The sequence below is a fragment of the Terasakiella sp. genome (assembly GCF_048267425.1).
Lineage (GTDB): Bacteria > Pseudomonadota > Alphaproteobacteria > Rhodospirillales > Terasakiellaceae > Terasakiella.
Genome location: NZ_JBLWXN010000001.1, coordinates 52,403 through 75,124 on the forward strand (window position 1 = coordinate 52,403; position 22,722 = coordinate 75,124).

The window sequence follows — 22,722 nt, forward strand, 5'->3', positions numbered from 1 at the left end:
ATTATCTGGGACCAACACTGGATGATATACGCGCCGATAAACTTTCCATTTCAGAAACTTGTGACCATCTGGTCATAGGTGCACGTGACACAAAGACACCCAACCTTGCCTATCCACATTGGTATGATCTCGCCCGCCAAAGTGCCACCGAAGCGTTACGCGCCTTTCGTGGGCGCGCCATTGATATTATCGATGTCCCTTGTGCCTCTTTCGCCACACGACAGGATGCCAACCGGACCTTGATGTACGAAGGTATGATCGCGCGTGATAGTGCAGACGAAACCTTTCTGCGTCAACTTATGCAAGATCATAACGGACAGGTGCATTTTTATCTGTCGCTGCCCGATGATAAAGATTTCGATGGTATTATGGATCTGTTGCAAAAGACGGGTGCAACAATCTCCCAAATCATCCTGACCGGGGAACGTGGCTTTCTGTCATATGAAAAGGCAAAACAACATCAGATCGCCTATCAAGGGGATTTCAACGATGTTTGTGCCCTAAAATCCGGTCTTGATTTACCCCAAACGGGATTGATCTATTTTATCGGTACGCAAACCTATCTGCGCTTGATTAAACGGGCTTATTTCACATGACGGCTATAGATCGCCTGCTTCAACATCCCCGTTTCGGTCCACCCGGTGTCAATGAACGCATGGCCCAACTTTGCCAAGGGCTGAACATGATCCCCAGCATCAAAATTGTCGGATCAAACGGCAAAGGCACCACCGCACACCTGATGGCCCGAATGGCACAGGGATTGGGAAAGTCTGTCGGGCTTTATACCTCCCCCCATTTATTGCATGTCAACGAACGCATCCAGATCAATGGGCGTATGATCACAGATGAAGACCTCGATGCTTGCCTGACACAGGCCTTAATGCGGGCCGCCCCTCTTCCACAAAGTGGGCGATTTGAAATCCTGACCCTTGCCGCCCTAATTTTTTTTGCCGAACAAAACGTCGATCTCGCCATTATGGAAATCGGATTGGGCGGTCGATTCGACCCGGTTCGTATTGCACCGGGCACAATTTCGGTTTTGACTTCAATCGATCTGGAACATACCGCCATTCTGGGAAAAACCCTTCACGCCATTGCAAGCGAAAAAGCAGCTGTTTGTAAAGCAGGTGACACACTCCTCAGCGCCGTTGGTGGTCTTGAAGACTGCATACCCGATGGTGTGACCTATATTGATCTCTCCTGCCCGCCCCTTGATCCCTTGCAAAGCAATGCCCGGCTTGCCGCCCATGCCTTAAAACAGCATTTTGCGCTGGATACCTTACCCGAAACATATGGTGTTCAGGTGCCGGGACGGTTGCAAAAACTGTCCACCCATCCACCGATCTATGTAGATGTGGCCCATAACGCCCAAAGCGTTGCAACGGCTGTTTCAGCTTTTCCTGAGCGTCCCATCAGTCTGATTTGTGCCTTTAAAAACGATAAAGACCTCACCGCAATAAAAGGGACATTTCATCATGTGGTCGCCCTTCAATTTGATGTCGACATGCATACCCCGGATCATATCCTCACCCACTTGAACGCCACATATAAAGACACCGCACACGATATCGATAGTGCCATTACGTTCGCAAAAGACAAACGACCTGAGGATGGCGTTATTCTCTGCCTCGGCGGCTTTGGTATGGCAGGACGGGTCTTGGCTTATATGCAGGGTGCTCACTATGATGTGATTGGCTTGTGAAGGGCACAATACCTATTCTTGAGGGGTGATCCATAATGAAAGCCCCTACAGATGAAAAAAGCAACGTTTCTGACCCTCAGCCTTCTTCTCGGTTTCAGCTTTCCGGTGAATGCCAGCCAGCCGGTGGCCCTTGTTGAACTTTTTACCTCACAAGGGTGTTCAAGCTGTCCACCTGCCGACGCATTTTTAGGGAAGCTTGCCATGCGCCCGGATGTGCTTGCCTTGGCCTATCATGTGGATTATTGGGATTATATTGGCTGGAAAGATGTCCATGCCAAAGCAGCCTTTACCCAGCGCCAGCGCGATTATGCGCACAGCTTTAACTTACGTTATGTCTACACACCTCAAATGGTGGTCTCCGGTCGATATCAAGAAAGCGGCAATCAACAAGATCGTATCTTAAAAGCAATCACACGTGAGCTTGCCAACCAAACGGATATTACCCTTGAATACAAATCAGACGGTTTATCCCTCAGCGGACCGAAGCAAGAAAGTCCACTCAATGCATATCTGATCAATTACCTGAAAGAAAACACAACCGAAGTCCGCCGTGGGGAAAATCGCGGGCGTAGCCTGACCAATTATCATATTGTCCAATCCTTGCAAAAGGTTGGTTCCTGGTCGGGTGGACAAAGCCACTTTGACCTATCCGATCAAAAGACCAAAAATATCGGACAAGGATTTTTCTTACAACATCCTGAAACTCTTGAGATCGTAGCTGCCTTTAAACTGGATTAGCCTCTTTCAACCAAAGCATTCCTTGAAATCAACCTCCTGCAAACTATATCGGTTCTAGTCACATCGTGAAGGAGGAAGCTATGCTATTAGGCCTGAATATCCTGAAATCCCCGAAGGAAAAGGTCGAGCTTCCCGTTATCGGACCCTACGGTAGCGGTGGGCAAGAACCCAAATTAAAAGAACTTCTGGACGACCCGATTATCCATTTAATCGCAAAATCCGACAAAATTGCACCTCACGAACTCGCCGGTTGCGTCGAACAAATGCGCAAAAAAATCGGTTCCAAACATTAAGGCACACAGACTTCTAGGCGCTTAGAAGATATCGATAAATAAACAAAAAACGGGCCGCGAAAGAAATCCCCTTTCGCGACCCGTTTTCACTTTTATCCCGGTATTAAACCAAGCCTTTTTCCATTGCCGATGTCATGCGACGGGCAAAAGCCGTCATATCGGGAATGGTTTCGCCTTCGATAATACGGGCCTGATCCAGCAAAAGATGGGCTGCATCATCAATCGTCGGCGTGGTGCCGTCTGCAGACAGGTCAACCAGCTTTTTAATCAGGCTGTGTGTTGGGTTCAACTCCAGAATTGGGGCATCGTCCGGTACGGCCTGACCATGTTGTTTCAACATGCGTTGCAAGTTGCGATCCATCGCCCCTTCGCCAGCAACCAGACAAACGGCGCTATCGGTCAAACGGTCCGTGGAACGAACTTCTTGAACAGTGTCGCCCAAGACGACTTTGAAGGCAGCACATAAACGGTCCACACCGTCTTTATCTGCACTCTCTTCTTTGGCGTCCTCGTCGCTTTCCCCGTCCTTTTTAATCTTGGACAGGTCAGCCCCGCCTTTGGTGATCGACTGGAATTGCTTTTCTTCAAAAGCACCGACACCGGGGATCCAGAATTCATCGATCGGGTCGGTCATAAACAGAACCTCAACCCCTTTGGCCTTAAAGCCTTCCAATTGCGGAGATTTCTTCAAGGCATCGATATCATCACCGGAAATATAGAAAATCTGGTCCTGACCTTCCTTCATGCGTTCGACATATTGCGCCAAGGAAACCCAATCATCATCCTGTGTTGATTTGAAACGAGCCAAGGCCAGACAGTCTTGTTTATGGGCAAAATCTTCGTAGATGCCTTCTTTCATCACCGCGCCAAAGTTTTCCCAAAATGTGACATAGCCTTCGGTGTCTTTTTCAGCCTTTTTCTTCAGCTCGCCCAAAATTTTCTTGGTGAGACCGGCTTTGATTTTCGCCAGAACCGGATTGTGTTGCAGCATTTCGCGTGACACATTCAACGGCAAATCCCCACTATCGACAACACCGCGTACAAAACGCAGGTATTGCGGGATAACTTCATCACAATCATCGGTGATAAACACACGATTGACGTATAGCTTCAGGTGGTTTTTACGTTCCGGTGTGAACAAATCCATCGGGCGTGAACCGGGAATGAACAGCAAGTTGGTATATTCAATCACCCCTTCAACCCGGTTATGTAAAGTCAGCCACGGTTCATCAAAGGCATGGGCCACATGGTGATAGAACTCTTTATACTGTTCTTCACTGACATCGCTTTGCGAACGTGTCCAGATGGCAGAGGCAGAATTCAGCGTTTCGTCTTCTTCGCCTTTGAGCTCAATCGGAATACTGATGTGGTCGGAATAGGTTTTGACGATATGGCGCAGGCGATGATCTTCTAAAAATTCGCTTTGATCTTCGCGCATCTTCAATTGAATGGTTGTGCCGTGGCCGTCGCGTGTCGCATCCCCGATCACATAATCGCCTTCACCATTGCTGGTCCAGGACCAGGCCTTGTCTTCGCCCGCCTTACGGGTGGTCACCACCACTTCTTCGGCCACCATGAAGGAGGAATAGAACCCGACCCCAAATTGGCCGATCAAGTTCACATCCGACTTACCGGATTCTTCTGCCGCCTTTAAAAAGGCTTCGGTGCCGGATTTGGCAATCGTACCCAGATTATTAATCAGGTCGTCATGGTTCATACCGATACCGTTATCGGCAATCGTTAAGATTTTGGCCTCTTTATCAAGCGACAACGAGATTTTAAAATCTGAATCACCATCAAGAAGAGACGAATCGGTTTGCGCTTCATAACGCAATTTATCGCACGCATCCGATGCGTTAGAGATCAGTTCCCTGAGGAAAATCTCTTTATTGCTGTACAACGAGTGGGTGACAATATGCAGAAGTTTGCTGACTTCTGCCTGAAACGATAGTTTTTCTTCGGTCATGGCTAAAATTAAATATCCCTATATTGAAAATGGATGTGGTGGATATGTCTAAAAAAACACCCGTATGCAACCCTTCTTGTATAAAGAATCTGCAAAACTTGCATCTCTTATGTTGCGTAATTAAAAATAAGCAGGTAAGAGAGTGAGAAATTCACTGATCATTGCGCCGTTTTCCGGCACGCAAGGTCGCAATCTGTAAAGTTTTTTTTAGGGCACGAGATAAATGCAGTCTCCTTTGCAAATCGTTTTTCGCGATGTTGACCACTCCGACGCTGTCGAAGCGCGTATCCGCGAAAAAGTAGAAATGTTGGAAAAACATTCTGACAAAATCGTTAGCTGCCGCGTCACCGTAAGCACGCCGCACAAAAGCCAGACTAAAGGCAAACTGTATGACATCCGTCTCGACATCAGCATGCCGGGCGAAGAAATCGTTGTGAACAAAAACCACAAAGATGACCACGCACACGAAGACGTCTATGTCACAATCCGTGATGCCTTTGATGCTGCACGTCGCCAAATCAAAGAATGGGTTCAACGTAACCGTGGCGAAGTAAAACAGCACGAAGACGAAGAAGCTGTTGCTGGCTAAACGCTGACACAATCAATAAAAAAAGCCCGCTGATCCTGAACAGGACAGCGGGCTTTTTTTATACCGCCTCGTTTGTTTGTAACGCGTCCCTTTTTGGGGGATAGATACAGAACAACAAGACAATCCCCAATGCCGCCACAAACCCAACCAAGGGAGAAAGGGCGCCAAAGACCACCACGACACCTGCGCACAAAACCAGGTTAATCAGATAATATCGTCCAACCGGGCGCAAGGCCGTTGAACGGATACGACCGATCATTGACACATACATAAATGTGGAACTGGCAAAGGTCAGAAGATAATTCACAACAATAATTTCCATACCTGCCAAGGCTTCTTCCATAATCATACTGGCAATAATGTTAAATGCCATGACCGCCACAAAACGAACAACGAATTCCCCTCGTGAAATCACGGTTTGAAATTTTACGTCATATAAAAAGGCTAAAATAGGGGGCGCGATGATTGAAAAGATTAAAACGGCTTGCATAAATAATCCTGTTAATTGGGACGAGCACTAAACTCCAGATGCCTCAGATACTATATCATTATTATCTTGCAATATTTGATCTTGGTTTTGACCGGGTTTAAACAGAAGAAACAAGCTGAAAATAATATTGGCAATCGGAATAAGTGCGATCCACACCATGTTTTTCGACCAACCGATATTTCGAATACGTTGTAAAGCCCAACGATACCCAAAAATTGACAAAGGAAAGCTAATCACGGCGAGAAGAATATCGGACATTATTACATCCATGCCAGAAAGGCCTAAAATAAAGCCAACCAATAAAGAGACCGCAAAAATTCCAAGACTACGCCCAAAAAACGGCAATATCAAAAGTTCCACATCACTTTCACGTTCCAAATACATCGCAATTAAAATTGGCACTACCGTCAAAAAAACCGCAGCGACAAGGAGCCCTACCACAAAATCCACAATTACCTCACAAGACTTAATAGATACAAATATCTTAAGAAATGTAATTTAAGTCATTTACAACCTCTGGCAAGCTTTAAACAACTCCTGTCCAGCCAAAGACAAATATTTTACTCCAGCACTCCCCCTTCCAATTAGTCAGAACCGTTCTTATATTCACTTTACTTAACCCAACTAAAATAGTAGGAATAGGCCAAATTCGCCGTTCACACGTTGATGTGGGTGCGAATTTTATACATTTTCTATTTAACTAAAATTATTTGTAATTGACAAATAATTAACACTGCGTATTGTGCATTTAATTTCAGGACACAACATTCGACCGTTCCTGTAATATTGAGATTAGACCCCCTATGTATGGACAGGCGTGATTTGCCCACGACCCCGACCATCGCGAACACGAAGAGAGTAAAAATGGCTTTTTACCAAGAGGACGTATTAGAAGTAAAACACTGGAACGACAGCCTGTTCAGCTTTAAAACCTCGCGTCCAGACGCATTGAGATTCCATAATGGCCACTTTGTTATGATCGGTCTGGAAGTTAACGGTAAACCGCTAACGCGTGCCTACAGCATCGCCAGCGCCAACTACGAAGAACATCTGGAATTTTTGAGCATTAAAGTTCAGGACGGGCCTTTGACCTCACGCCTGCAACACTTGAAAAAAGATGACAAAATCCTGATCAGCAAAAAACCGGTAGGTACATTGGTTGTTGATGATCTGACACCCGCGAAAAACCTGTTCCTGTTTGCCACCGGAACCGGCCTCGCCCCATTTATGAGCATCATTCGTGATTTTGAAACCTATGACCGTTTTGACAAAGTCATTCTGGTTCATGGTGTGCGCCATGTCAGCGAATTGGCCTATCAGGATTACATCCACGAAGAACTGCCCAATCACGAGTACCTCGGCGAAATGATCGCAGAAAAACTGGTTTATTATCCAACCGTGACACGCGAACCTTTCCGTAATCAGGGCCGTCTGACCGATTTGATCCTCAACGGTAAACTGTGTCAGGACCTTGGCTTGCCGCAATTAAATCCGGAAACGGACCGCGCCATGATCTGCGGCAGCCCGAGCATGCTGGAAGATACCTGCAAAATTTTGGATGATCTCGGTTTCCGTGCCTCTGCCCACACAGGCGATGCAGCCGATTACGTGATTGAACGCGCGTTCGTCGAACGTTAAATCTGGATTGAAGGATCCCGAACTTTTGCCCCCCACCCTTGTTCGGGTTACTTTTAAAACGCCCTGTCTTGACCAAAGACAGGGCGTTTTTATTTGTAATTTAGGAAAATTGATATATAAGAAAAGCCTTAAGATTACATTTACTAGAATGTTTCTAAATGATTGATTTATTAAAACGTTTTCAAAAAGCAGGAAGGGCTGATATTTCGGCCTTGCTTCTGATCGCGTTTCTTTTTCAATTGTTTACGCCCATTTATCTTTTTGCGGCAGAACATAGCGAACAGGGCGAATACGAAGCCGCCCTTCGCAATAGCATTTGTCAGGTCATGCTGGCAGAACAGCAAGACGATTCCCTCCCGACCGAACAAACAGACGGTTTTGTTTGTGACTGGTGTTTGCGCGGCACATTTTTACCTGTTGTACAACTCAAAGACCCTGCCCTTAGCGTTATCCTTACAAACCCACGCATAACAAAGATTACCTACAAGGATACGCCTCTCGTCCTGGATGCCCAAGTTTGGGGCAATATTGCATCCTCACGGGCCCCTCCCTTTTCTTCTTAAAGATCCGTTTCACACATCCATTTATCTTTAAGAAGAGACTTAATTATGAAACAGCAATTATTGCTGGGCGCCGCTTTATGTGCGTTCCTGCCTTTGTCCGCCCACGCCGGTGATCCTGTTAAGCTTCCGGAAGTTCTGGCCGAAGACCAAATCGAAACACCACAGCGTATTATCCTGAATTTTGAAGAAGACAGCACCTTCCCAGCGGCTGACGGCGGTGATTATTTACAATCTGTCCCCGGTGTTTCTGGTAGCCGTATGGGCAGCCACGGTATCGACCCCTTTATCCGTGGTCAAAAACAAACCCAGTTAAATATCGTGGATGATGGCGTGTTTGTTCAAGGCGGCTGTCCCAACCGTATGGATCCGCCTGCCTCCTTCCTATCCATTGATGGCAACGACGAATTGATCGTGGAAAAAGGTTATACTTCGGTCCAACATGGCAGCGGTGGTTCCGGCGGGACGGTCAAAACCAAACGCAACGCCCCGACCTTTACAGAAGGCAAATCGGCAAACATCAATATTTCAGGTGGCATCGACAGCAACGGCAACACCCGTGACGTTGCAATCAAAGGATCCTTTGATCTTGGCGATGGTCACTATGTACGTGCCAATATCGAAAAATCTGCTGCCAACAGCTACGAAGATGGTAATGGTAAAAAAGTCCGTTCCGGCTTTGACCAACATGGCGGGCGACTGGATGTCGGTGTTCAAGCCACTGCAGATACAAAAATCACTTTTGGTGCACAATTAGATGATACCAGCGATGCCCTTTATGCTGGTGCCGGTATGGATGCGCCAGAAGCCAAAATGATGGCTTTGCGCAGCTCCCTGACCCATAAAGGCGACTTTGGCCTGTTCAATCAAATGAACGCCTCGGCCTATATCAGTCAGGTTGATCACATTATGGATAACTTCAGCCTGCGCAGCCGTGCCGGTATGGGGATGTTGACCGAATCGGATACTCAAATTTATGGCGGGACGCTCTCGTTGGAAAATAACGATCTCGTCGTTGGGGCCGATTTAAAAGTTTCCTATCAGGATGCGTTACGTTACATGGGCGCACAAACCAACATTTATGCCAGCGGGAATGAACAAGCCTATATGTGGCCGGGCATGAGCACCGATCAAATCGGTCTGTTTGGCGAAAAAACTTATCAAGTTTCCTCAGCCGGCAAAGTTAAAGTTGGCCTGCGTTATGACTACGTCGGTGTGGATGCGAACAAAGTAAACACCGTTTCTGCACGTACCGGGCGGACAGCCAATCAGCTGTACCAGATGTATTACGGCAAACAGTGGGACGACCAAAGCGAACATAACATCGGTGGTCTGTTACGTTATGATCACGAACTGGATCAAAACATCGCCTTCTACGGCAGCTTGTCACGCGTTGTGCGCACCGCAGATGCCACAGAACGCGGTATGGCCGGTGATCATGCAACAGCCGGTTTGCGTTGGATCGGCAATCCGGATATCGACCCGGAACAACATCATCAAGTTGAACTGGGCGCCAGTGCCGCCTATGACGGTTGGAACGTAGGCGGTTCTGTGTATTACAACAAAGTCAGCGATTATATCCTGCGCGATAACGCCACAGGTCAGGATGGTATTCTGCTGGCTGACAACGCCGATATTTATCGCAACATTGATGCAACCTTGATGGGCTTTGAACTGTCTGGTGGAATCGATTTAATGGAAGGTTTGAACCTTGCCTTGAACGTGGCGTACACCTACGGTGAAAACGACGAAGATAACCGTCCTCTGGCTCAAATTGCACCGCTGGAAGTCGGCGCAGCACTTGAATACAGCACCGCCGACTGGATGAGCGGTTTGCGTATGCGCGCAGCCGCCAAACAAAACCGCGCCGACATCGGGGCTGTAACCAGTGGTCAGGACATCGAAAAAACCGGCGGTTACGCTGTCTTTGATGTTTATGGAAAAATCTGGGCATTTAAACCGTTTGATCTGGCCCTCGGCGTGACTAACGTGTTGGACAAAACCTATTCCAACCATTTGAACCGCGGCAGTTCTTTTGACAACACGGTTGCAAAGGTGAATGAACCGGGACGTTCATTCTTCCTGCGGGTCAATGCTGATTTCTAATCAATATAGGCTGGACGAAAGCACCGGGCGGGTTGTCGTTGACACCCCGCTCGGGGCACGCCTGTTGCCCATCGGGGCCGCGGGTTTTTTGCATGTCCTGCTGTTTACCGGCTTGTTCCTGATCGGACATGCCAGCGGGGAGCTAAATATCCCCAAAGACGATGCCCCCCAAGAAGTCGCTTTTATGGTGGAAACTTTCGTCGAACCTGTTATCGAACCCGAAGAGGTCATCGAAGAAACACCTCTTGAAGAAATCATTGAAGAAGAACCGGTGATCGAAGAAGAAGAAATCGCCGAAATCATCGAAGAAGCGATTGAACCACCCAAAGAAGAAGAAAAGATAGAAAAACCCAAACCGCGAATCGTCCCCAAACAGGTTGAGGTAAAACCGCCTGTCAAACCCGTATCGCCACCAAAAAAAGTACAGCCTCGACCAAAAGTTCAGACTGTCGCCCAAGCTTTTACAACCGCGCCCGTTAAAAAGACTCGCCCCAAAACGGGTTTTATTAAACCGGTTTATCCGGCCTATTTGCGCAATCCCGCCCCGCCTTATCCCAAATCGGCCAAACGTCGCCGTCTGGAAGGGGTTGTGGAATTAAAAGTTTTGGTAAGTGCTGAAGGCAAAGTCCTTGATCTCAGTATCTTTAAATCCTGTGGTCATAGCGCATTGGATCGATCTGCCTTACAGACCGTGAGAAACTGGCGTTTTCTACCCGCTAAACGCAACGGGACAGCCGTCAACAGTGATGTCATCGTTCCCATACGTTTTCAACTGCGGACCTGATTTTTTACTCTTTGCCCTATTTCAGCCGTAATGGTTTGAATAATACGAATTGTATTCGTCCTATTTTTTTGATAGGTATATTAAAGTTTATAGTAGCTGGAATGTTTAGTCTATGAGTCGCAAGCTGACAAAACTGATGAACGCGTTGCGTGTCGATATCTCGGCACTGCTGCTGATTGCGTTCGTCTTTCAGTTTGTCACGCCTGTTGTTGTTCTTGCCAGTGAATCGCCTGCAATGGCAGAATTCGAATCGGCAATGCGAACCAGTATTTGCCGTGTTAACCTGAACAACGACCCGGACTCGCCCAGCCATACAGACAGTTTTGTCTGTGATTATTGCGTCCTATGCCACCAGGATGCCACCCGGGATTTTGACCTCATTCTTCCCGAAGTCGTACACTTCGACTTCCATATAGGTCCCCCCCAACTCAGCGAAGCAGTCGCATTCGGGCACCAAGCACTTTCGCATTACGCCCGCACGAAATCGCCACGCGCCCCTCCGCAAATATAAGGTTTTTCGCCCTCCCATAGGTGGGAGGCCCTTATTTTTGCCACCTCAAAGGTACTTTCACCTATGTGATTTGTAAGAGAGAGGGGTCTGATACCAACATTCCCCTCTTTTCTTGCCTCTTTTTGCAAACTGGTCCATTGTGCGCCCGTTATGCAAATTGATACTTCTTCAAACGCCCGTATTTCTGCGGTGCTCGGCCCTACAAATACCGGAAAAACCTATCTCGCCCTGGAACGTATGATGGCCCACGGCACCGGTATGATCGGCTTCCCCTTACGCCTTCTGGCGCGTGAAAACTATGATCGGGTCGTCAAAATAAAAGGGCCTGATCAAGTCGCCCTGATTACCGGCGAAGAAAAAATACTTCCTCCACATGCCCGTTATTTTTTATGCACCGTCGAATCCATGCCTGTGGACCATACGGTTGATTTCCTCGCCATTGATGAAATTCAATTATGTGCAGACCCGGAACGCGGTCACATTTTCACTGATCGCCTGATTAATGCCCATGGCCAAGCCGAAACCATGTTTATGGGCTCACAATCCATCGCCCCCTTGATCCGTCGTTTAATCCCGGATGTACAGTTTGACCAACGCCCCCGTTTTTCAAAACTGACCTATACCGGGTCAAAGAAAATTACCCGCCTGCCCAATCGTTCTGCCATTGTGGCGTTTTCGGCCTCCGAAGTGTACGCCATTGCCGAATTGATCAAACGTCAAAAAGGCGGGGCGGCTGTTGTCCTTGGCGCCCTCAGTCCCCGCACCCGTAACGCACAAGTCGGATTGTATCAGGCTGGCGAGGTTGATTATATAATCGCCACAGACGCCATCGGTATGGGGTTGAACATGGATGTGGATCATGTCGCCTTTGCAGCCCTGTCCAAATTTGACGGACACCAGATGCGTAGACTGCAGGCCCCCGAACTGGCCCAAATCGCAGGACGGGCCGGACGTTACATGACAGACGGTACCTTCGGGGTGACGGCAGACTGCCCGCCCCTTGATCCCGAAATCATTGATCGACTCGAATCCCATGAATTTGACAATATCGAACAGATTTACTGGCGAAATTCCCGCCTGCGTTTTACCTCGGTTGACACCTTGCAGATGGATTTGCGCCGCGCCCCACAAACACACGGATTAATCCGTCCGCGTATTCCCGAAGATGAAATCACATTAGATTTTCTGTCCAAAAACCCGGATGTCATCAAATACGCCAACCATCCCAAGGCCGTTAAACTTCTTTGGGATGTCTGCCAGATCCCGGATTTTGCCAAGACGATGTCCGATAGCCATCCCCGCCTGTTGGGACAGATTTATCAACATCTTTCCACCCACAAGAATATGTTGCCAACCGATTGGGTTGCCGGACATGTCCAACGTCTGGACCGTACAGACGGTGACATCGATACATTGACGCAACGCCTCGCCGGGATTCGAACCTGGACATATATTTCTCAGCGCAGCAAATGGCTGGTGGATCCACTTCATTGGCAAGATATCACCCGCCAAATTGAAGATAAAATCTCGGATGCGCTGCATGAACAGCTGACCAAACGGTTTGTTGATCGTCGGACCTCGGCCTTAATGAAGAAACTGAAAGACAAAGACGACTTGTTAGCAGCGGTGACCAAATCCGGCGACGTACTGGTCGAAGGTCATTTCGTGGGTCGCCTTGAAGGGTTTCATTTCGCCGCCGATGAAACAGACAACCCACATGCCAAACGCGCTGTTAATGCCGCCGCCCTCAAAGCCTTACGTCAGGAAATGGACCGCCGGGTTGCAGCATTTGAAGATGAAAAGGACGAGGCCTTCAATCTGCGCGATGACGCTTATATTCTGTGGCGGGGCACACCTTGTGCCCGTCTTTATAAAGGCAACGATGCCTTAAGCCCGCGTTTGGAAACCTTGGCATTCGATCTGATCGAAGACGGTTTGCGCGATCGTGTAAAGGCCCGCCTGAGCAAATGGCTGGATCACTATATCCGGCACACCTTGAAACCGCTATTCGATTTGGAAACAGCCAAGCTGAACGGACCAGCACGCGGTGTTATCTTTCAACTGCGCGAAGGTCTGGGCACCTTGGCACGTAAACAGGCCCTTGACCTGATCCGTGACATCGAAAGCAAAGACCGGAAAACCCTGCGCAAATACGGTGTTATTATCGCCCGGCACAGTATCTATTGCCCAAAACTGTTAAAGGCCGCTGCTGTGCGATTACGCGCAGATTTATGGACACTCTATCACCAACCCGACATTGCCCCGGTTTATCCCGCCAGCGGCCTGATGTCCTTTGTGGCTCAACCCGATACCCCGCGCCTGTTTTATGAACAGATCGGTTATCAAATGTATGGCAATCGGTGCCTGCGCGTCGATATGGCCGAACGTATTGCCGAACTGGCATGGGAGAAAACAAAAAAACGACCCGCGGATATCAATGCTGATTTCACAAGTTTGGCCGGCTGTTCCGTCACTGTTATGGCCGATATTTTACGGCGTATGGGATATCATATTGAAAAATCCGCTGACACCCTTAAAGTCCAGCGAAAGAAAGCCCATATAAAGAAAAAGAAAAAGGCAAACCCCACACGTCAAAGACCCGTTCGGATTGACCCGGATTCGCCTTTTGCTCAACTCAAAGACTGGAAGAAATGACCGAAACGCTACGTGTTGATAAATGGCTTTGGCAGGCGCGTTTTTTCAAAAGCCGCACCTTGGCCGCGAAATTTGTGTCCGGCAATAAATTGCGCGTCAACGGCACCGCAATTTCCAAAGCTCACTATATGTTAAAACCCGATGATGTGCTTACGTTCCCGCTGGGCCCTTATATTCGGTTGATTAAAGTCGTCAAAATGGGGGAACGACGTGGCCCGGCACCCGAGGCCCGCACCCTTTACGAAGACCTGGACCCGCCCCAACCCAAACCAAAAATCGACAAACCCGCCAAGGTTGGTGAACGCGAGGCTGGCGCCGGTCGTCCAACCAAACGCGAACGTCGCCAGATGGATAAGTGGTTAACCGAAGCGGAATAGTCCTATAACGCGAGGCTGGCGCTATTTCCTGTCTTCTTCTTCATTCTTTGTTTTAATGCGAAAATAAATCGCCCCGACAATCACAAGCACCCACAGGCTTATGCCGAACAGGCCAAGGCGCGCGTCGGGGTCTTTTTCCAATACAAACATGGAAAAAACCACACCTAACAAAAAGATGATCAGCGCAAAAACCGCCAAATCTGCTTTAAAATTCGGATTTCGTCTCATGGGTCCGGTATAACTTTACTGACGCTGAAAAACCAATGAAAAATTATTTGCAGGCATCTCAACGACCTCTTGCAACGCAAGACCGTTTTTACGGGCCTCGGCGTCAACCTCGCTAATATCGCGCACTGCGAAACGGGGGTCTTTTTCTTTCAACCAATATTCAAATTCAATATTGCTCGGTGCCGTATGTTCCCCATTTTGCCGATAAGGGCCATACAGATACAGAAAGCCGTCTTGTCCGATTAACTGCCCGGCTTTTTTCATTAAACCGGTTGTCGCCTCCCACGGACTGATATGCACCATATTGATACATATCAGTGCATCCAATTCATTTTGGGACCAATTGTCCTCTATTGTGGTATCCAACGACAAAGGGGGAAGAATATTTTCAAGTGCGTGATGATCCACCCAGCCCTGAATGCTTTTCAGACAAGCCGGATCAAGATCACTGGGTTGCCAAACCAACCCCGGATAATGTTGTGCAAAATGAACAACATGTTCGCCACTGCCGCTTGCAATCTCCAAAACACGTCCCTTGTCGGGTAAAAACCGTTTTAGGACGGCTAAGATCGGATCACGATTACGTGCAGTTGCGGGATAATTCAAACGGTGTGGCATTGGGGGAAGCTCCTTCTTTTTCAATAAGGTAGGGTCTTTTACTTGGAGATGCAATGTTGTGATTGATTTTCACTCACACTCCCGATGTAAAAAAACGGGTATCCACAATATTCATATGGTTGCTGTCTCCAAAGGATTGTGCTACCTCAATTCAACTATTTTGGGGTATGAGCCGATCATGTCCTTTGGGGAAGAAGATATTAACGATTCGCTTTGTCCGCACAATTCGACGAACGGTTAAACCGGCCAAGCGATCAAAAAACGGAGATTCAAATGACCTACGTTGTCGTGGAAAACTGTATTAAATGTAAATACACCGACTGTGTCGAGGTCTGCCCGGTTGACTGTTTCTACGAAGGTGAAAACACCTTGGTAATCAACCCGGACGAATGTATTGATTGCGGCGTATGCGAACCGGAATGTCCGGCAGAAGCTATCCTGCCCGATACCGAAGACGGCATTGAAGAATGGCTGGAAATTAACCAGAAATTCTCTGAAACCTGGCCGAACATCACAGCCAAAAAAGATCCGATGGAAAATGCGGATGCCGAAAACGGTCGCGCCGGTAAGAAAGCTGAGCTTAGCGAAAAACCGGGTGCAGGCGACTGAGCCAAGCCTCTGTAATATTTTACAGTTTCAGATTTCAAAGACCTGCTTCTTCAAACAAGAAGCGGGTTTTTGTCATGTTTTTGTAACTTAGGTCTGTTTTTTTGGCCAATCTTGTGGTATAACCATTGCTAACAGCCGGTTCCGTGCGGAGCCGGTTTTTGACCGTCCAGAGTCTTATATCCCTGTCAAACTTTATGATGCTCAGGGCGGCCAGCCAACCAAATATAGACAACCCGTTGTCATGTCGGCCCCTTCTGCTTAACCAAGCGGACGGTTTTTTTTGTCGCCGAATTTGGGCTCCCCCACCTGACGGGCTGTCTGTGTAAAGAGTAAGAGAGATAAGAAATGGCTCAAAACCTACCGTTCGATTCTGGCGATTTTGTCGTATATCCGACTCATGGCGTTGGCCGCGTTGTGGGCGTTGAAACTCAGGAAATCGGTGGTCACGAACTCCAGTTATTTGTGATTACATTTGAACATGAACGCATGACATTACGCGTCCCTGTAGGCAAAATCAAAGCAGCGGGCTTACGTAAACTCAGCTCCGGCAAAATCATGGAAACGGCAATGACTACGCTGAAAGGCAAAGCCAAAGTCAAACGCACCATGTGGAGCCGCCGTGCACAGGAATATGAAGCAAAAATCAACTCTGGCGATCCGGTTTTGATTGCAGAAGTGGTTCGCGATCTGTATCGCAACGTCGGTCAACCTGACCAGTCTTTCTCCGAGCGCCAAATTTATGAAGCTGCGTTGGAGCGATTGGCCCACGAAGTTGCAGCCGTTGAAAACATCGACAAAGATGCGGCAACCGAAAAATTGGAAGACGTTCTTCAAAAAGAAAAAGCCGCTTAAGCTTTACTTGCATATGACTTTATGAAAAGGCAGGATAGATTTTAAATCTTCCTGCCTTTTCCTATAGATAAAAGGGACGTGTATGTCGCAAGACGGTAAATTTGCGAAGCTGACAGGTAAAAAACGGATTTGGGCTGTTGGCGCCATTCATGGCGAAGCCGACAAACTGAAAGCGCTTCATGGTCAATTGGCCAACCATTTCCTGCCCGGCGATGCCCTGATTTATTGTGGTAACATCTTGGGCCGCGGTCCCGATGTTGCCGGAACACTGAATGAAGTTTTAAATTTCCGCCGTCTTGTTATTTTACAAGAAGGTGCTGAAACCGATGACGTTATTTTCCTGCGCGGTTGTCAGGAAGAAATGCTTTATAAAATGCGCCAGCTTCCCTTTGCACGGGAGCCGGAAGAAGTCTTGCAGTGGATGTACAATCAGGGTGTGGAAAGCACACTTCAGGCCTATCACACCTCCTGTGCAGAAGGAATGAAGGCCGCACAGGGCGGCATGAGCGCCTTATCGGCCTGGACCAATGCCTTAAAAGAAACCATGCGCACGATGGATGGGCATGAACAATATATGGATGCCTTGAAACGAGCCGCCTATAGCGATGATAAAAAGCTGTTGTTCGTCAGCGCCAATGTTGTCCCCGATATGCCATTGGACGCACAAACCGATGCGTTTTGGTGGGGCACGCAGGAATTTCGCGAACTTGACCACCCCTACAACGGGTTTGAACGCACAATCCGTGGCTATGACCACCGTCAAGGCGGTTTTCATATGGCCAAACACCAGCTTTGCATTGATAGCGGTTGCGGGTTTGGTGGCAAGCTGAGCTGCGTTTGTTTTGAAGAAAACGGCGCCCTCGTTGAACGTATTGACGTTTAGCCGGCCGATAATTCTTCCTGCAACATTTCCAGTTCCAGCCAGCGTTCTTCACACGCATCCAGTTCGGCTTGAACCGCGCTTAGATCATCACTGGTTTTTTGGAATTTATCCGGGCTTTTGGCAAATAAATCCGGGTCCGCCATTGCGCGTTCCAGCTTTTCTTTCTCAGCGGTCAGTTTTTCCATCTTCTGCGGCAACATATCCAGTTCGCGCTGATCTTTATAACTGAGTTTAGCTTTCGTCTTTTTCGGCTGCTCTTTTGGTTTTTCTGCTGATTTCGCCTTTGCCTCTGTCACCGCTTTGTCATCGGGGCGTTGGCGCAAATAATCTTCATACCCACCGGGGTATTCCTGCACATTTCCATTGCCTTCCACTGCAATGGTCGATGTCACAACCCGATCCAGAAAATCCCGGTCGTGACTGACCAGCAACAAAGTGCCGTCATATTCAGATAGTACCTCCTGCAACAGATCCAGCGTTTCCATATCCAGATCGTTGGTCGGTTCATCCAAGACAAGAAAATTGGTCGGACTTGCCAAAAGCTTCGCCAGCATCAGGCGGTTTTTCTCCCCACCGGATAAGGCATGGATGGGTTGGCGGGCTTGACGTTCTTCAAACAGAAAATCACGCATATAAGTCACGACATGCTTGGGTTGGTCATGCACAATGATCTGATCCCCGCCCATGTCCGCCAAATAATCCCACGGTGTCACATCTTTGGGCAAATTATCGCGTTTTTGGTCAAAATAAGCCGCTGTCAAATTGGTCCCGATACGAATATCACCACTGTCGGGCTGCAATTGTCCCGTCAGCATTTTCAACAAGGTGGTTTTACCCGCCCCGTTCGGGCCAATTAAACCGATCTTGTCACCGCGCATCACACGAATGGAAAAATCTTTTGCAATGACCTTGTTATCAAAGGCCTTGGAAATTCCCTTGGCTTCAATCACCAACTTACCGGAACTTTCCCCACTATCGACTTTTAAATTCACCGTCCCTTGCACTTGAACCCGGGTGGCTTTTTGTTCACGCAGATCAGCCAGTTTGCGCACGCGTCGCATATTACGTTTGCGTCGCGCTGTAACGCCTTTCAACATATAACGTTCTTCTTCGGCAATCTGGATATTGATGCGGGTCAGTTCTTTTTCCTCGTCCGCCAGAACTTGTTCAACCCATTCATCAAAAAATTCATATCCCTGATCGGTCCGGCGTATTTTTGAACGATCCAGCCACAATAATTGACGGGACAGCTTACGTAAAAACGTCCGGTCGTGACTGATCATCATCATCGCGCCCCGGAAAGACTGCAATTCTTCTTCCAGCCATTCAATCGTTGGCAAATCAAGGTGGTTTGTCGGCTCGTCCAGCAACAAAATGTCCGGTTCGGACACCAGCGCGCGTGCAATGGCGGCGCGGCGCCCCTCTCCACCCGATAATGTGGAGGTATCCCGCGCCCCATCCAGTTTCATGGCTTCCAGACAAATATCCACCCGGTGATATTCATCTTCATGGCGCAAACCCGCATGGACATAATCATGGACACTGAGGCCTTCGGGCATGACAGGGTCTTGCGGCAGATAGGAAACTGTCACACCGGGTTGGACAAACCGTTCGCCGTCATCGATTTCAATCAAGCCAGCGATGACTTTCATCAAAGTTGATTTCCCCGAACCATTGCGCCCGACCAGACAGATACGATCCCCCGGTTGAACAGCACATTCCACCCCTTCAAAGACGGGACGACCGCCAAAGGTTACATGTACATCGCGAAGTGTGAGAAGCGGAGGGAGCGCCATCGGGAATCCTTAAAATGCAAGCAAGAATGCGGATATTCGAAAGCGTCGTTTTACAGTATTCATCCAAATTACGAAATGGAGAATTGCATGTTATATGGAAATTATAAGGCCATCAAAGGCGGTCTGGTCTTCCATTTGCTTTTTTTGCGCCAGCGCATCGGGGCCAAGATGCGTTAAAACCAGATTGCGGGTGTTGAAACGATGTTTATTTTCCTGCAACGTCATATAGTCCATATGGAATTCACATTGCTGATCATATAGATAACATTCACATATAAACAGGTCGGAAAATTGCGCCGCGGTGACCAGATGATCCGTCCATCCCGTATCACCACTATAGACGATGGTTTTGCCTTCTACCTCGAAACGGAGAATGAAATCATTTTCGTCCAGAAGGTGTCTCGCCTGAAACGCCTGCACCTTGATCCCGTTCAATCCTTGCGGCTGTCCTAATTTCAGTTCAACAAAAAAGACATCAAAATCAATCCCTTTGTCCCAACAACCGGGATAAAGGGCGTTCATGGCCTCAATCACGCGTTTCTTAACCCCGCGCGGGCCTGCAATAATCAAAGGGCGGGTTCGTTTGGAGACATAACGCGCATCCATCAGAAAAAACACCACACCGGCAAAGTGGTCACCATGAAGATGCGTTAGAAAAATAGCTTCAATGGAATCGGGATCCACGTTGAATTTTCGCATCGCAATCAAAGACGACGCACCGCAATCAATCAGGAAAGAGTTTTTCTGACCCAGCACATGAAAACATGTGTTGAACCGTCCCCCTGTACCAAAAGCGTCACCGCTTCCGAGAAACTGTACATCAACCAAGCTCATATAAGCGACTTCCTATACCCATGATTTTTAAATCCAACACGACCCAACTTTTAAGTCAAGTCTCATACGCACTTTTGCCCTATTGTTCTTTGACTTCAAGATGCTTAGTATCGTTTCAACTGAAATTGACAACGAATGGTTAGCCATGACCTCTTCATACGGAACGATCGATCAGACCTTTTTAAACCAACTTTGCACCCTAACAGACAAGGACCGGGTTTCCACGTCGAAAGCCTTGTGTGAACAACATGGAACAGATGAGTCATACCATAAGGCGCAAGCCCCGGATGTGGTCGTCTTCACACTTTCCACAAAAGAAGTCTCAGATGTTGTCAAACTTTGTGCGACACACAAGGTCCCGGTCATTCCTTATGGAACGGGCACATCGCTGGAAGGCCATATTGCCGCCCTGCATGGCGGTGTGTGCATCGACCTTTCCCAAATGGACAAAGTTATTGAAGCCCGCCCGGAAGATATGGACGTCACCGTTGAAGCCGGTGTCACACGCAAAGCCTTAAACGAATATCTACGCGATACGGGTCTCTTCTTTCCCATCGACCCCGGTGCGGATGCCTCACTCGGCGGTATGGCCTCTACACGGGCATCAGGCACCAATGCGGTGCGTTACGGCACTATGCGTGAAAACGTACTGGCCCTGACCGTGGTCACCCCCAATGGCGATATCGTTAAAACCGCATCCCGTGCCAAAAAATCTGCCGCCGGATATGACCTGACCCACCTTTATGTCGGGGCGGAAGGCACGCTCGGTATTGTCACCGAAGTCACCTTGCGTTTGTATGGTATCCCGGAAACGATCAGTGCCGCTGTCTGTCCTTTCCCCAGTCTGGAAGAAGCCGTCAATACGGTCATTTCCATCATTCAATGCGGTATTCCCGTTGCACGGATGGAATTGCTGGATGACCGCCAAATGTATGCGGTCAACCAATATTCCAAACTGGATTACGAAGTTGCCCCGACCCTGTTTTTTGAATTTCACGGCTCCCCATCATCTGTAGAAGAACAAATTGAAATGGTCAAAAGCCTTGCTGAAGATTTTGGCGGAAAAAACTTCCAATGGGCCAGCAAACTGGAAGACCGCGACCGCCTGTGGAATGCACGTCACAATGCCTATTATGCCGCGCTGGCCTTACGACCGGGATGTAAAGGCGTTTCGTCCGATGCCTGTGTCCCGATCTCACGTCTCGCCGAGGCGATCATGGCAACCAAACAGGATATTGAAGACTCATTTCTGGATGGCACCATTGTCGGTCATGTTGGCGACGGAAATTTCCATACCCTGTTTGCCTTTATGCCCGATGATGAAAAAGAACTGGCAGAGGCCAAACGCCTGAATGCCCGTATTGTGGAGCGCGCCATTGCAATGGATGGGACCTGCACGGGTGAACATGGCATCGGGCATGGTAAAATGAAATATCTGGAAAGCGAATTCGGTGAAGCCGGTCTGGAAATCATGCGCAGTTTGAAAAAAGCGCTGGATCCCGATAACATTATGAACCCTGGGAAAATTGTCGCTCTATAGCCTTTTCCGCCAGGACTTCCTTGTAATGATTCAGATATAAGTCAGCAATTTTTCGGCTCAGATTCATAATTGCTTCATTGGTCCGCGAAATCACAATGAAATCAGACGTCTTTGCGCGCATGCTGTTGGCAATCGCCATCATCACGCGCTTAGGCGCACTCCATTCCCGTTTTAAATCGTTTAACGCTTGAACAAACGCAGCTTCTGGCGGGGCAATAATATTGAAGGCCTCATTGCCAACTGTCAAATCCTCCAAAATTTGATCAAATTCCTGAATGGAACGGGCCAGCGCATTGCGGTTGATATTTGCCGATATCCCGTAGGAGGTCATGCAAAATTCCTTTGCCGCCCTTTGCGACAAAGTTGCGAGTTTGCCCGTTAAGCGAACCATTTCCACCGCTTCCGCTTCATCGGTTATTTGGCTGCGATAATAGTCACCCAATTCCTCCGTCAGCTTCAAAGTCGGTAAATTAAAATCTTCGATCATATTCACATCCAACCCCGGATGTTGCGGTGTCTCCGCCAACAGGTCTGAGGCAAACTTCAACCGACCCCAGATCGGTTCCAAACGTTGCAACTGATCCAAAACGACGGCGTCGTTTGCCGGGAAAATGCCGTATGCGCCATGCCCCTCTTTTAAAATTAACAGATTGGCCTCAAACATTTCACGGCTTTGAACAAGGACATCACGGTATTGTTCGGTTTCTGTAAATGTCCCGATAAAACAGGCTGCCTTTGCCAAGCGTTGCGTCAACATATTTTGAATCGCGACCAGATTTGTCTTGCGCAGCAATTCACCGGCATCCGCCAGTCCAGGGCGCGCAAAAGCGCAACACAGCAATATCATGCCTATGGCAGAAATTTTTTTCACCCGGTCCTCACCCTGTCGTCTGACGCGTTTTGCCCATCGTCTCTCACAAATTACCGAAGAGGGAAATAGGAAAAGAAAATAT

The 22,722-nt window shown here is 48.3% G+C and carries 24 protein-coding genes; 16 read left to right on the plus strand and 8 right to left on the minus strand.

From position 1 onward, the window contains the following. The 4 genes from ACN0VA_RS00245 to ACN0VA_RS00260 form a co-directional block, all read left to right on the plus strand. Positions 1-596 (plus strand): hypothetical protein (locus ACN0VA_RS00245; RefSeq protein WP_417819195.1); only part of this gene is annotated, 596 nt, incomplete at its 5' end. Then, complete coding sequence (locus ACN0VA_RS00250) at positions 593-1,702, plus strand: bifunctional folylpolyglutamate synthase/dihydrofolate synthase (protein WP_417819196.1); 1,110 nt, start codon at positions 593-595, stop codon at positions 1,700-1,702. The genes ACN0VA_RS00245 and ACN0VA_RS00250, both read left to right, overlap by 4 nt. A gap of 51 nt (positions 1,703-1,753) precedes the next feature. Continuing rightward, positions 1,754-2,440, plus strand: a complete 687-nt coding sequence (locus ACN0VA_RS00255) for a DUF1223 domain-containing protein (protein ID WP_417819197.1) — start codon at positions 1,754-1,756, stop codon at positions 2,438-2,440. A gap of 80 nt (positions 2,441-2,520) precedes the next feature. Further along, positions 2,521-2,733 carry a hypothetical protein gene (locus ACN0VA_RS00260; protein WP_188663518.1) on the plus strand — a complete coding sequence of 71 codons (213 nt, stop codon included), beginning with the start codon at positions 2,521-2,523 and terminating at the stop codon, positions 2,731-2,733. Between the two features lie 103 nt (positions 2,734-2,836). On the opposite strand, the gene htpG is transcribed toward ACN0VA_RS00260, so the two are convergent. Then, positions 2,837-4,699 carry a molecular chaperone HtpG gene (gene htpG, locus ACN0VA_RS00265; RefSeq protein ID WP_417819198.1) on the minus strand — a complete coding sequence of 621 codons (1,863 nt, stop codon included), beginning with the start codon at positions 4,697-4,699 and terminating at the stop codon, positions 2,837-2,839. A gap of 223 nt (positions 4,700-4,922) precedes the next feature. Here htpG and ACN0VA_RS00270 point away from each other — a divergent pair, with 223 nt between their 5' ends. Then, positions 4,923-5,288, plus strand: a complete 366-nt coding sequence (locus tag ACN0VA_RS00270) for an HPF/RaiA family ribosome-associated protein (RefSeq protein WP_417819199.1) — start codon at positions 4,923-4,925, stop codon at positions 5,286-5,288. A 58-nt stretch (positions 5,289-5,346) separates the two neighbouring features. Here ACN0VA_RS00270 and ACN0VA_RS00275 read toward each other — a convergent pair whose 3' ends face one another. Further along, positions 5,347-5,778, minus strand: a complete 432-nt coding sequence (locus tag ACN0VA_RS00275) for a hypothetical protein (RefSeq protein WP_417819200.1) — start codon at positions 5,776-5,778, stop codon at positions 5,347-5,349. A 27-nt stretch (positions 5,779-5,805) separates the two neighbouring features. Next, on the minus strand, positions 5,806-6,228 hold the full coding sequence (locus ACN0VA_RS00280; RefSeq protein WP_417819201.1) for a hypothetical protein: 423 nt from the start codon (positions 6,226-6,228) through the stop codon (positions 5,806-5,808). 414 nt (positions 6,229-6,642) lie between these two features. Between ACN0VA_RS00280 and ACN0VA_RS00285 the strand changes: the two genes are divergently transcribed. The 7 genes from ACN0VA_RS00285 (at position 6,643) to ACN0VA_RS00315 (ending at position 14,409) form a co-directional block, all read left to right on the plus strand. Beyond that, on the plus strand, positions 6,643-7,416 hold the full coding sequence (locus ACN0VA_RS00285) for a ferredoxin--NADP reductase (RefSeq protein ID WP_417819202.1): 774 nt from the start codon (positions 6,643-6,645) through the stop codon (positions 7,414-7,416). Between the two features lie 158 nt (positions 7,417-7,574). Then, positions 7,575-7,979, plus strand: coding sequence for a hypothetical protein (locus ACN0VA_RS00290; protein WP_417819203.1), 405 nt, complete (start codon positions 7,575-7,577; stop codon positions 7,977-7,979). 45 nt (positions 7,980-8,024) lie between these two features. Then, entirely contained in the window at positions 8,025-10,082 is a 2,058-nt protein-coding gene (locus ACN0VA_RS00295; protein WP_417819204.1) for a TonB-dependent receptor domain-containing protein, read from the plus strand. After that, positions 10,069-10,866 carry an energy transducer TonB gene (locus tag ACN0VA_RS00300; protein WP_417819205.1) on the plus strand — a complete coding sequence of 266 codons (798 nt, stop codon included), beginning with the start codon at positions 10,069-10,071 and terminating at the stop codon, positions 10,864-10,866. The genes ACN0VA_RS00295 and ACN0VA_RS00300 overlap by 14 nt, the downstream gene beginning before the upstream one ends. Positions 10,867-10,978: 112 nt before the next feature. Continuing rightward, the gene (locus tag ACN0VA_RS00305) at positions 10,979-11,377 is read left to right on the plus strand and encodes a DUF2946 domain-containing protein (RefSeq protein ID WP_417819206.1); all 399 of its coding nucleotides are present in this window, start codon (positions 10,979-10,981) and stop codon (positions 11,375-11,377) included. Between the two features lie 150 nt (positions 11,378-11,527). Continuing rightward, a complete protein-coding gene (locus ACN0VA_RS00310; RefSeq protein WP_417819207.1) occupies positions 11,528-14,032 on the plus strand; it encodes a helicase-related protein in 2,505 nt (834 codons plus the stop codon). Continuing rightward, the gene (locus ACN0VA_RS00315) at positions 14,029-14,409 is read left to right on the plus strand and encodes an RNA-binding S4 domain-containing protein (protein ID WP_417819208.1); all 381 of its coding nucleotides are present in this window, start codon (positions 14,029-14,031) and stop codon (positions 14,407-14,409) included. The genes ACN0VA_RS00310 and ACN0VA_RS00315 overlap by 4 nt, the downstream gene beginning before the upstream one ends. 21 nt (positions 14,410-14,430) lie before the next feature. Here ACN0VA_RS00315 and ACN0VA_RS00320 read toward each other — a convergent pair whose 3' ends face one another. Together ACN0VA_RS00320 and ACN0VA_RS00325 are read right to left on the minus strand one after the other, a co-directional pair. Next, complete coding sequence (locus tag ACN0VA_RS00320; protein ID WP_417819209.1) at positions 14,431-14,637, minus strand: hypothetical protein; 207 nt, start codon at positions 14,635-14,637, stop codon at positions 14,431-14,433. 15 nt (positions 14,638-14,652) lie between these two features. Next, on the minus strand, positions 14,653-15,255 hold the full coding sequence (locus ACN0VA_RS00325) for a DUF938 domain-containing protein (protein ID WP_417819210.1): 603 nt from the start codon (positions 15,253-15,255) through the stop codon (positions 14,653-14,655). Between the two features lie 273 nt (positions 15,256-15,528). Between ACN0VA_RS00325 and fdxA the strand changes: the two genes are divergently transcribed. The 3 genes from fdxA to ACN0VA_RS00340 all read left to right on the plus strand — a co-directional run bounded on the left by fdxA (position 15,529) and on the right by ACN0VA_RS00340 (position 17,599). Continuing rightward, positions 15,529-15,864, plus strand: coding sequence for a ferredoxin FdxA (gene fdxA / locus ACN0VA_RS00330; RefSeq protein ID WP_417819211.1), 336 nt, complete (start codon positions 15,529-15,531; stop codon positions 15,862-15,864). Between the two features lie 345 nt (positions 15,865-16,209). Beyond that, positions 16,210-16,716 (plus strand): CarD family transcriptional regulator, encoded by a 507-nt coding sequence (locus tag ACN0VA_RS00335; protein ID WP_188663543.1) that lies wholly within the window; start codon positions 16,210-16,212, stop codon positions 16,714-16,716. Positions 16,717-16,798: 82 nt separating this feature from the next. Continuing rightward, complete coding sequence (locus tag ACN0VA_RS00340) at positions 16,799-17,599, plus strand: hypothetical protein (protein ID WP_417819212.1); 801 nt, start codon at positions 16,799-16,801, stop codon at positions 17,597-17,599. On the opposite strand, the gene ACN0VA_RS00345 is transcribed toward ACN0VA_RS00340, so the two are convergent. Beyond that, positions 17,596-19,395 (minus strand): ATP-binding cassette domain-containing protein, encoded by a 1,800-nt coding sequence (locus ACN0VA_RS00345; protein ID WP_417819213.1) that lies wholly within the window; start codon positions 19,393-19,395, stop codon positions 17,596-17,598. The two genes, ACN0VA_RS00340 and ACN0VA_RS00345, sit on opposite strands and share 4 nt — an antisense overlap. Before the next feature lie 90 nt (positions 19,396-19,485). Next, positions 19,486-20,229, minus strand: coding sequence for an MBL fold metallo-hydrolase (locus ACN0VA_RS00350; protein WP_188663555.1), 744 nt, complete (start codon positions 20,227-20,229; stop codon positions 19,486-19,488). A 100-nt stretch (positions 20,230-20,329) separates the two neighbouring features. On the opposite strand from ACN0VA_RS00350, the gene ACN0VA_RS00355 reads away from it, so the two are divergent. After that, positions 20,330-21,769, plus strand: coding sequence for an FAD-binding oxidoreductase (locus tag ACN0VA_RS00355; protein WP_417819214.1), 1,440 nt, complete (start codon positions 20,330-20,332; stop codon positions 21,767-21,769). Here ACN0VA_RS00355 and ACN0VA_RS00360 read toward each other — a convergent pair. Then, the gene (locus ACN0VA_RS00360) at positions 21,738-22,640 is read right to left on the minus strand and encodes a type IV pili methyl-accepting chemotaxis transducer N-terminal domain-containing protein (RefSeq protein WP_417819215.1); all 903 of its coding nucleotides are present in this window, start codon (positions 22,638-22,640) and stop codon (positions 21,738-21,740) included. The genes ACN0VA_RS00355 and ACN0VA_RS00360 overlap by 32 nt on opposite strands. Between the last annotated feature and the right edge of the window lie 82 nt (positions 22,641-22,722).

Excerpts from the sequence above, each read along its gene's own strand:
- ACN0VA_RS00250 (WP_417819196.1), top strand. The coding sequence starts at position 593 with ATGACGGCTATAGATCGCCTGCTTCAACATCCCCGTTTCGGTCCACCC.
- ACN0VA_RS00255 (WP_417819197.1), top strand. The coding sequence starts at position 1,754 with ATGAAAAAAGCAACGTTTCTGACCCTCAGCCTTCTTCTCGGTTTCAGC.
- ACN0VA_RS00260 (WP_188663518.1), top strand. The coding sequence starts at position 2,521 with ATGCTATTAGGCCTGAATATCCTGAAATCCCCGAAGGAAAAGGTCGAG.
- htpG (WP_417819198.1), bottom strand. The coding sequence starts at position 4,699 with ATGACCGAAGAAAAACTATCGTTTCAGGCAGAAGTCAGCAAACTTCTG.
- ACN0VA_RS00270 (WP_417819199.1), top strand. The coding sequence starts at position 4,923 with ATGCAGTCTCCTTTGCAAATCGTTTTTCGCGATGTTGACCACTCCGAC.
- ACN0VA_RS00275 (WP_417819200.1), bottom strand. The coding sequence starts at position 5,778 with ATGCAAGCCGTTTTAATCTTTTCAATCATCGCGCCCCCTATTTTAGCC.
- ACN0VA_RS00285 (WP_417819202.1), top strand. The coding sequence starts at position 6,643 with ATGGCTTTTTACCAAGAGGACGTATTAGAAGTAAAACACTGGAACGAC.
- ACN0VA_RS00290 (WP_417819203.1), top strand. The coding sequence starts at position 7,575 with ATGATTGATTTATTAAAACGTTTTCAAAAAGCAGGAAGGGCTGATATT.
- ACN0VA_RS00295 (WP_417819204.1), top strand. The coding sequence starts at position 8,025 with ATGAAACAGCAATTATTGCTGGGCGCCGCTTTATGTGCGTTCCTGCCT.
- ACN0VA_RS00300 (WP_417819205.1), top strand. The coding sequence starts at position 10,069 with ATGCTGATTTCTAATCAATATAGGCTGGACGAAAGCACCGGGCGGGTT.
- ACN0VA_RS00305 (WP_417819206.1), top strand. The coding sequence starts at position 10,979 with ATGAGTCGCAAGCTGACAAAACTGATGAACGCGTTGCGTGTCGATATC.
- ACN0VA_RS00310 (WP_417819207.1), top strand. The coding sequence starts at position 11,528 with ATGCAAATTGATACTTCTTCAAACGCCCGTATTTCTGCGGTGCTCGGC.
- ACN0VA_RS00315 (WP_417819208.1), top strand. The coding sequence starts at position 14,029 with ATGACCGAAACGCTACGTGTTGATAAATGGCTTTGGCAGGCGCGTTTT.
- ACN0VA_RS00320 (WP_417819209.1), bottom strand. The coding sequence starts at position 14,637 with ATGAGACGAAATCCGAATTTTAAAGCAGATTTGGCGGTTTTTGCGCTG.
- ACN0VA_RS00325 (WP_417819210.1), bottom strand. The coding sequence starts at position 15,255 with ATGCCACACCGTTTGAATTATCCCGCAACTGCACGTAATCGTGATCCG.
- fdxA (WP_417819211.1), top strand. The coding sequence starts at position 15,529 with ATGACCTACGTTGTCGTGGAAAACTGTATTAAATGTAAATACACCGAC.
- ACN0VA_RS00335 (WP_188663543.1), top strand. The coding sequence starts at position 16,210 with ATGGCTCAAAACCTACCGTTCGATTCTGGCGATTTTGTCGTATATCCG.
- ACN0VA_RS00340 (WP_417819212.1), top strand. The coding sequence starts at position 16,799 with ATGTCGCAAGACGGTAAATTTGCGAAGCTGACAGGTAAAAAACGGATT.
- ACN0VA_RS00345 (WP_417819213.1), bottom strand. The coding sequence starts at position 19,395 with ATGGCGCTCCCTCCGCTTCTCACACTTCGCGATGTACATGTAACCTTT.
- ACN0VA_RS00350 (WP_188663555.1), bottom strand. The coding sequence starts at position 20,229 with ATGAGCTTGGTTGATGTACAGTTTCTCGGAAGCGGTGACGCTTTTGGT.
- ACN0VA_RS00355 (WP_417819214.1), top strand. The coding sequence starts at position 20,330 with ATGCTTAGTATCGTTTCAACTGAAATTGACAACGAATGGTTAGCCATG.